This is a genomic window from Mesorhizobium sp. WSM4841 (genome assembly GCF_055811515.1).
In genome coordinates this window covers 1-9,117 of record NZ_JBVVQC010000007.1, presented here as the reverse complement: position 1 = coordinate 9,117, position 9,117 = coordinate 1, and the positions used below count along the sequence as shown (strand labels likewise).

The 9,117-nt window shown below is 61.5% G+C and carries 7 protein-coding genes; 1 reads left to right on the top strand and 6 read right to left on the bottom strand.

Annotation, left to right across the window (positions count from 1 at the left end; all coding sequences use genetic code 11):
• Positions 1-124 precede the first annotated feature (124 nt).
• From AC0L14_RS10350 to AC0L14_RS10325, 6 genes are all read right to left on the bottom strand, one after another.
• The gene (locus AC0L14_RS10350; RefSeq protein WP_473486393.1) at positions 125-1,231 is read right to left on the bottom strand and encodes an ABC transporter substrate-binding protein; all 1,107 of its coding nucleotides are present in this window, start codon (positions 1,229-1,231) and stop codon (positions 125-127) included.
• Positions 1,232-1,473: 242 nt separating this feature from the next.
• Positions 1,474-2,646, bottom strand: coding sequence for an iron-containing alcohol dehydrogenase (locus tag AC0L14_RS10345; protein ID WP_473486392.1), 1,173 nt, complete (start codon positions 2,644-2,646; stop codon positions 1,474-1,476).
• A 17-nt stretch (positions 2,647-2,663) separates the two neighbouring features.
• Positions 2,664-4,052: an aldehyde dehydrogenase family protein gene (locus AC0L14_RS10340; RefSeq protein WP_473749386.1), complete on the bottom strand. Its 1,389-nt coding sequence runs from the start codon at positions 4,050-4,052 to the stop codon at positions 2,664-2,666.
• Positions 4,053-4,140: 88 nt separating this feature from the next.
• A complete protein-coding gene (locus tag AC0L14_RS10335) occupies positions 4,141-5,511 on the bottom strand; it encodes a glutamine synthetase family protein (RefSeq protein WP_473749385.1) in 1,371 nt (456 codons plus the stop codon).
• A 98-nt stretch (positions 5,512-5,609) separates the two neighbouring features.
• Complete coding sequence (locus AC0L14_RS10330; RefSeq protein WP_473529555.1) at positions 5,610-7,175, bottom strand: amino acid permease; 1,566 nt, start codon at positions 7,173-7,175, stop codon at positions 5,610-5,612.
• A gap of 19 nt (positions 7,176-7,194) precedes the next feature.
• Positions 7,195-8,013 (bottom strand): N-formylglutamate amidohydrolase, encoded by an 819-nt coding sequence (locus AC0L14_RS10325; protein WP_473749384.1) that lies wholly within the window; start codon positions 8,011-8,013, stop codon positions 7,195-7,197.
• A 152-nt stretch (positions 8,014-8,165) separates the two neighbouring features.
• Between AC0L14_RS10325 and AC0L14_RS10320 the strand changes: the two genes are divergently transcribed.
• Positions 8,166-8,993, top strand: coding sequence for a MurR/RpiR family transcriptional regulator (locus AC0L14_RS10320; protein ID WP_292598548.1), 828 nt, complete (start codon positions 8,166-8,168; stop codon positions 8,991-8,993).
• The last annotated feature ends 124 nt before the right edge of the window (positions 8,994-9,117 follow it).

Genomic DNA, 9,117 nt, shown 5'->3' with positions numbered 1-9,117 from the left:
CCCCCGCGGCCCGGGGGGCGGGGGGCCGGGCTTTTTTTAAACCCCCCCATTTGGGGCCGGCCCCCTGGAACCCCCCCCGGGGGCCTGGGGGCGCGGGGGGGCCCCCCCCCCGGCGCCCTATGAATTACTTCACGACGGCGCCAACGATGGCATCCCAATTCGTGCTGATTTCCTTCTTGGCGGCGTTCTGTTCCTCCAAGGTTGGGAAGATCGCTTTTTCGTAGTTCTCGGCCGCCGGCAGCTTGTCCAGCATCTCCTTCGGGATCACGCCCTTCTTGGCCAGATCATTGAAGCGGATCGGGTGGCAATAGCCCTTCAGCCAGCCGAGCTGGCCTTCGTCTGAATAGAGATACTCCATCCACAGCTTGGCGGCGTTCGGATGCGGCGCATAGGCGCTGATCGCCTGTACGTAGACGCCTGCGACCACCGCTCCCTTTGGCACGACGATTTCGATTTCCGGATTGCCGGCCATCTTGTCGCGCATGGCAAGCAGGTTGTAGTCCCAGTTCATCACGATCGGTGTCGTGCCCTGGGCGACAGCTGCCGCTTCACCGTCGACCGGCACGAAGTTGCCGCCATCGTTGAGCTGCTTGAAGAACTGCAGACCCTTGGCGGCGGCATCCTGGCCGCCGGTACCGCCAGCCGCGAGGCCCGAAGCGTAAACCGACATGACGGCGTTGTTCGATGTGCGCGGGTCACCGGCGAGCGCCACCGAGTTGGCATATTCCGACTTCAGCAGGTCAGCCCAGTCCTGTGGTGCGTTCTGCACGACGGCCTTGTTCACGCCGAAGGCGAGCACGCCATAATAGTCGCCGTACCAGTAGCCATCGGCATCCTTGGCGCTGTCAGGGATCGTATCCCAGGTCGACACCTTGTAGGGCTGGATCAGGCTGTCTGCCTTGGCGGACGGGCCAAAAGACAGGCCGACGTCGATGACATCAGGCGCCTGCGGGCCCTTATTGTCCTTGTTGGCCTTGATCGCCTCGATCTCGTCGCCGGAGCCGGCATCGGGATTGAGCTCGTTGATGGTGATTTCCGGATACTTCGCCTTGAAGCCGGCGATGACGTCGCCGTAGCCGCACCAGCTGTGCGGCAGCGCGATGGTGGTGAGTTGGCCTTCCGCCTTGGCGGCGGCGACCAGTTCATCCATGGACTGCGCCGACGAGATGGCAGAGGTCGCCATCAGGGCGACGGCCGTGAGGGAAAGCACTTTTCCCGTGAATTTGAACATGTGTTCTCTCCGTTGAACTGACGCCGTTGGACGCCTGCGATGCGGTATCGTTTTCGTGTGACAACCCGATGAAAGCTTTGTGAAAGCGATGCCCAGCAGTACGAAAAAGTAAACTCTTTTTAACCGGCTGTAGCAATCGCTCCGCGATTATTTTTCCGGCTAACGAATTTCGGTCTTACCTTTCATCTCTTCCCCTTTCTTTGCCCTCATTTCCCAGATCAATTTTCGGCGCGAAAACCGTCTCAAACGGTGCCGGCAATGGCATTGTCGAGCAACGTCAGCGCCGCCTTCCTGGTCAGCTTGACCGGGTTGCCGCCGGCGGTCGGATCGACCACCGCCATGTCGGCGATCAGGCCCTTGCGCTTCTTGTCCATGTCGAGCCCCTTGATCAGGCCCGGCAGCGCGTGCGGCACCTTCAATTCCTTGCGCAGCTTGATGACAGCCTTGGCGAAGCCGTCGAAGCCGCCTTTGATGCCGCAATAAGCCGCGAGCCGGGCGATGCGCGCCTCGATGGCGTCGCGGTTGAAGGCCAGCACATAAGGCATAAACACGGCGTTGGTCATGCCATGATGGGTGTCGTAAAGCGCGCCGATCGGATGCGACAGCGAGTGGATGGCGCCCAGCCCCTTCTGGAAGGCGGCAGCACCCATCGCTGCCGCACTCATCATGTGGGCGCGGGCGACGAGATCCTTGCCGTTGGCATAGGCTTTGGGCAGGTTCTCGAAGACGAGCCGCACGCCTTCGACCGCGATGCCATCGGCCATCGGATGATAGCCCGGCGCGCAATAGGCTTCCAGGCAGTGGGCAAGCGCGTCCATGCCGGTGCCGGCGGTGATGAAGCCCGGCATGCCGACCGACAGTTCCGGATCGGCGATGACGATGGCCGGCAAAAGTTTCGGATGGAAGATGACCTTCTTGGTGTGGGTCGCTTCATTGGTGATGACGCCGGCGCGGCCAACTTCCGATCCGGTGCCGGCGGTGGTCGGCACAGCGATGATCGGCGCGATCGCATCGGAGTTGGCGCGCGTCCACCAGTCACCGACATCTTCGAAATCCCAGACCGGCCGCGCCTGGCCGGCCTGGAAGGCGATCAGCTTGCCGAGGTCGAGCGCCGAGCCACCGCCGAAGGCGATGACGCCGTCATGCTTGCCCTTCTTGAACACGGCAATGCCGGCGGTCAGGTTGGAGTCGACCGGGTTCGGCTTGACCTCGGAAAACACGCCATAGGGCACCTTGGCGTCGTCGAGGATCTTCAACGTAGAAGCGACGACCGGAAGTTTGGCCAGCCCTGGATCGGTAACGAACAGCGGCCGTTTGATGCCGGTCGCATCAAGCACATCAGGCAATTCCTTGATGCGCCCCGCGCCGAAGCGCACGGTTGTCGGGTAGTTCCATTTGGAAATCAATTTTGTCATTTTTATCTTTCAGAAAATCAGATGGCTTCACGCAGATGATATGACTTCGGCCTCGTCAGATTGTCGTAGCCGATGGCCGACAGCGCAGCGCCCTTGCCGGTGTCCTTGACGCCGGTCCAGACCAGCGCCGGATCGAGATAGTCGCAGCGGTTCATGAACACGGTGCCGGTCTCGATGCGATCGCCGAGAGCCGCAGCATGGTCGGTGTCGCGCGTCCAGATCGAGGCCGTCAGCCCGTAGGGGCTGTCGTTCATCAGCGCGATCGCCTCTTCGTCGTTGCGCACCTTCATGATGCCGACGATCGGCCCGAAACTTTCCTCGCGCATGACGCTCATCTGGTGATCGACCTCGGTCAGCACTTCCGGCGCCAGATAGGGCGAGCCTTGCTCGTCATTGGCCACCTTCATGTTGATGTGGGCCTTGGCGCCCTTGCGCAGCGCCTCGGCCTTTTGCTCGCGGATCAGGTCGGCGAAGCGCGCCTGTGCCATCGGCCCCATCGTCGTCCCCTGGTCGAGCGGATTGCCGACGACGTAGCTCTTGGTTTCGGCGATGAAGCCTTCGACGAATTCGTCATAGACCTTCTCGTGGACATAGACGCGCTCGATGCCGCAGCAGCACTGGCCGGAATTGTAGAAGGCGCCGTCGACCAGGTTGGCGACGGCATGGTCCATCTTGGCGTCGGCCAGGACATAGGCCGGGTCCTTGCCGCCGAGTTCGAGGCCGAGCGTCATGAAGGTGCCTGCCGCGGCCTTCTCGATGGCGCGTCCACCGGCGACCGAGCCGGTGAAGTTGACATGGTCGATCTTGCCTGAGCCGAGCAGTCTTTCGGTCTGCACATGGTTCATGACGAGGTTCTGGAACAGGCCCCTTGGCAGGCCGGCTTTGTCGAAAGCCTGCTGAAAGCGTTCGCCGACTAGCAGCGTCTGCGCCGCGTGCTTGAGGATGACGGCACTGCCGGCCATCAGCGAAGGCACGATAGTGTTGACGGCGGTGAGATAGGGATAGTTCCACGGCGCAATCACCATGACCACGCCGAGCGGCACCTTCTTCACATAGCGGCGAAACCCGTCCTTCGGATTGGAGGCCATCACCGGCTTGAGTGCCGCTTCGGCGATCTCGACCATGTAGTTGGTGCGTTCCTTGACGCCGCCGAATTCGCCGCCATAGCGCACCGGACGACCCATCTGCCAGGCAATCTCCGGCACGATCTCGTCGGTCATGGCGACCAACGCTTCCAGCATGGCAAGCATGTATTTGCCGCGCTCGACGACCGGCGTCTCAGCCCATTTCTCCTGCGCCGCCTTGGCACGCTCGACCGCCGCATTGATCGCCTGGTCCGTGGCCACAGGCCGTTCGGCATAGATCGAACCATCGACGGGAGATTTTATCTTGACCGTTTCGGTCATTCCTTGAGTCCTCGCAGTTTATGACAATCTCGGTTTTGAGCCGCCCGCCCGTCGGGCGGCAAAGGCTGAACGGCAGCGCTGGCGTAGTTTAGTACCGCTCGAACCCCCTGTGCAGTTCCCAATCGGTAATGCGGCGGTCGTATTCGAACTGCTCCCAATGCGCCGTATGGACATAATGCTCGAGCACGCCGTCGCCGAGCGCCTGCTTCAGCATCTCCGATTTCGCCAGCGTCTCGGTGGCATCACGCAGGGTCTTCGGAATTTCCGGCAGCTGCGAGGCTTGATAGGCATCGCCGACGAAGGGTTTTTGCAGTTCAAGCTTTTCGTCGATGCCGGCAAGGCCGGCCGCGATCAGCGCGGCGAAGGCGAGATAGGGGTTCAGATCGGCGCCGCCGATGCGGCATTCCATGCGGATGCCCTTGGTGCCCTCGCCGCACAGGCGGAAACCGGCGGTGCGGTTGTCCTCGCTCCACATGATCTTGGTCGGCGCGAAGGTGCCGGCCTGGAAGCGCTTGTAGGAGTTGACGTAGGGCGCCAGGAACCAGGTGAATTCCTTGGCGTATTTGAGCTGGCCCGCCGCCCATTGCTGGCCGAGCGTCGACAGTGTCCAGTCGGCCTTCTTGTCGTAGAAAAGCGGCGTCTCGCCGTCGGCGCTCCACAGCGAATTGTGGATGTGGCTGGAATTGCCGGCCAGCCCGTAATTGTACTTGGCCATGAACGAAATCGCCTTGCCTTCGGACTCGGCGATTTCCTTGGCGCCGTTCTTCAGGATGACGTGGCGGTCGGCCATCTCGAGCGCCTCGGCATAACGCACATTGATTTCTTCCTGGCCGGGGCCCCACTCGCCCTTGGAGTTCTCGATCGGAATGCCGGCCGCTTCCATCTCGTTGCGCAGCCGGCGCATGACGCCTTCTTCCTTGGTGGTGATGCCGATCTGGTAGTCGCCGATATAGGGCGAGGCTGTGTCGAGGCCTTGCCAATGCTTCTTGCGAGCGGAATCGTAGGTTTCGCTGAACAGATAGAATTCGAGCTCGGAGGCGAAATAGCCGAGATAGCCGCGCTCGCTCAGCCGCTTGACCTGCTTCTTCAGGATGGCGCGCGGCGAATGCGGCAGGTCGTCATGGGTGTGGTGGTCGAGCACGTCGCAGATCACCAGCGCCGTCTTTTCCAGCCATGGAATGCGCCGCAGCGTCGACAGATCGGGCTTCATGACGAAGTCGCCGTAACCCTTCGACCAGCTCGCCGCCTTGTAGCCGGGCACCGGTTCCATATCGATGTCGGCGGCCAAGAGATAGTTGCAGCCATGCGTTTCGTCATGGGCGGAATCGACGAAATACTGTGCCAGGAACCGCTTTCCCGCCAGCCGCCCCTGCATGTCGACAATACAGGCCAGCACCGTGTCGACCTCACCGCTGGAGACCGCTTTCTTCAACTGATCGAACGAAAAATTTCCGGCCATTCCTTTGGCACTCCAGTGCTTGTCGTTTTGAGCTTGTCACTTGGAAGATGTGGAACGCCATGGCCGGCAAGGCGCCGGCCATGATCATGAAGAGGGTGTCAGACGCCGGCTTCGCCTACGGCTACCTCGGCAGCCTTGATCGCCGCCTGACGCTTTGCAATCTGGTCACCAATCGGCGGACCCTGGAAGCGGCGGTTCTCGAAAGCGAACCAGATTATGAGTGCCAGCAAAACGAAACCGACGGTAATCTCAAGCGCCCAGTCATTCGGCGGCTGAATGCCGATGAAGAAAATCAGCGCCATTGACAAGAGAGAGAGGATCGCAAACAGACGATAAGCTCCGATGCCCATATTCCACGGGCCCATCGCCGGCCATTTCGGGCCGCCTATCGTTACCAGGCCCAGCGCAATCGGCACTGCAAATGACAGGAATAGGAAGATGACGGTGCACGACACGACGATGGAGTACGCCGGCGTACCAGCGATCGTGATGGCAGAGGTCAGCCAGACGAATAGGATCGCCAGGATGGAGGCTCCCCATATCGCGGCGACCGGCGTCCGGTGCTTCGGGCTAACAGTCGCCAGTTGCTTGGAAATGCCGGGCATTCCGCCATCCCGCGAGAAGGCAAAGAGCATGCGCGAAGCCGACGTTACCGTGGCAAGGCCACAGAGCCATTGCGAAACGAAGATCGCAACGTAGAGGATCTGCTTGACCGCCGGATTCACCTGCGCATCCATCGCCCAGAAGAACACGTTCCAGCCCTGTTTTGCGGCGTCGTCCATGCTGGGGATCATCAGCACGAAGGCACACAACATGATCCAGCCGAACAGCCCCGACCAAAATACAGAAGAAACCATGCCGCGAGGAACTGAATGCGCCGCCTTCAATGTCTCTTCCGACGTGTGCGCTGAAGCGTCATAGCCGGTGATGGTGTAGATCGGCAGCAACAGGCCAAGCAGGAACGCCATGCCTCCCGAAACCGCGACTGGCCATACCGAGCTTGCGCCTTCGGTGCCCGTGTAGTTGGCGAAGGTGAACAGCCTTCCGAATTCAAAACTCGAAGCAGAGCCCAGACAAACAAGGGTCAGCGCGATCGCCGTGGCAAAGATCAGGTAACCAGAGAAGTCAGTCAGCTTGGCCGTCAGCTTAATGCCGAAATGATTGACCAGAGCCTGAAGCACGGTGATGACGGCCACGAAGACGACGCGATGGGTCAGTGTGTCCTCGACGCCGAACATGGAACCGAAAGCTCCAAAAAAGAAGTAGAATGTGCCGACGTTGATGGCGCCGAGTACTGTCACGAGGCCGAGCAGGTTGAGCCAGGCCGACAGCCATCCGGTGAAGCGATTGCCAAGGATAGAGCCCCAATGGTACAGGCCGCCCGCTGTCGGATAGGCCGAGGAAATCTGTGCAAGTGCCAGCGCAAAAACGCCTGAAATCAAAACACCCACGGGCCAGCCGATGCCTATCGCCGCGCCACCGGCGCCTGATGTGGCCTGACCGAGCGAATTGATACCGCCAGACAAAATACAGATGATCGAGAACGAGATCGCGAAATTGGAAAACTTGCTCATGCTACGCTCGAGTTCTTGAGCGTAGCCCATTCCATGGAGGACGTTTACGTCCTCCTTCTTGTCGACTTCCGTATATTCTTGAGCTGACATTTTTGTCCCCTTCTGGTTCTTAGCTAGCCGATTGTACTGACTTTCCCACTGCGCTTGGTCTGGAGCTCCTGGCCTCCTCGGGCTCCAGATCTAGAAAAATCCCCGTGAGCAGATCCGCCCATTTCCGCTGCCCGGCTTCGTCGGATATTTCGTCGTTGCGGATTTCGATCATCGCGCAGGATAGCCCCCGCGGGCGCGCGTGCCGTTCCAGCGTGAAATAAACGCGGTCGGCCGGCGAATAGGGTTCGTTGACGCCGACATTGACGCCGGCGAGCCGCTGCAGCGCGGCGACAAGCGGCGCTGCAAGCCGGCGATCCTCGTCATGGATGATGCCGATGTGCCAGGGCCGGCTATTGCCCCTGTAGACCGGGGTGAAGGAATGGATTGAAACCAGCCGCGTCTCAAGCCCGCGCGCCCGCCTTTTGTCGATGATGTCAGCGACCGCATCGTGGAAGGGCTGCCAGGACAGGGCGATGCGCGCGGCGCGCTGCTTTTCCGACAGGCCGGCATTGCCCGGAATGGCCGTGCTCTCGCTGACCGGCGGCACCAGATCGGGTGCGTCGAGCGGGCGGTTGCAGTCGATGACAAGGCGCGAAATGCGGGTCTCGACCAGCGTCGCGTCAAGCGCCTCGGCCATGCGGCGGGCGACCGGCAGCGCGCCGGGATCCCAGGCGATGTGGCGGGAGAGCTCTTCGGCAGCAAGGCCGAGCGTTCCGAATTCCGGCGGCAGGAAATTGGAGGCGTGGTCGCAGGTCAGCACGAAAGGGCTCGATCCGCCGGGGTTCGTCACCCTCACGGTTTCAGGCGATGCAAGGCTGGCGGGCCGTGCTGTCTCCATTATCCTGTCGTCCCCGGGGAGCGCTGTATCGTATGTTACGTATTTTGCCTCATTGCGTCCCTGTGGATGATTTCATACAGTTTGTCGGGCTTTGTCAAACGCGATTTCGGGTCAAATGCGATTTCGGCAAAACGGCCAGGCATGGGGAAAAGATGATTTCGAGCATTGCCGAACTGATCTCGGACCGCATCGGTACGATGCCGGCGGGCGAGCGCCGCGCAGCGCAAACGCTGATCGCCAGCTATCCGCTGATCGGCCTGAAGACTGTCGCCGAGTTCTCAGCTGCCGCCGGCGTCTCCTCGCCGACGATCCTGCGTTTCGTCGCCCGGCTCGGCTTCCAGAACTACCCGGAATTCCAGTCGGCGCTGCAGGACGAACTGGCGGCGCAACTGCAGTCGCCGGCGTCACGGACGCTCAACCCGCCATCGCCGAACGGCGGCGCGGTGTCGCCGATGCTGGAGGCGACGCTCGACAACCTGCGCGAGACGTTCAGGCACCTGTCGGACAAGCAGCTTGCCGACATCGTTGCAAAGCTTGCCGATCGGCGCGGCAAGACATTCCTGATCGGTGGCCGCTTCACCGATCCGCTGGCGCGCTACATGGCCGCCCACCTCGCCATCATCCAGCCCAATGTCTTTCACCTCGCCGGACAGGAAAGCGTCTGGCGCGACCGGCTGATCGACATGGGCAAGCGCGACGTGCTGGTGATCTTCGACATCAGGCGCTACCAGGACAGCCTGGTCCGTTTCGCCGAGACGGCGCATCAGCGCGGCGTGCAGATCGTGCTGTTCACCGACCAGTGGCTGTCGCCGATCGCCCGCTTTGCCCGCCATGTCATCGCCGGGCGCACCGCCGTACCCTCGGCCTGGGACTCCTCCGCGGCCCTTTTCGTCGTTGCCGAAACGCTGATCGGCGCCGTCACCCGGCAGCTCGAGGCCGACGGCGCCAAACGCATCCGCGAGCTGGAAAGCCTGCGGTAGGCCGACGCGGCCTGAACTCGACCGCATGATCGCTTCCGCGCCGGAAACCGCGCCAGGCCGCAAACGCAAAACGGCCCGCGCGAGGCGGGCCGTTTTGTGGATTTGGTTGCGGGGACAGGATTTG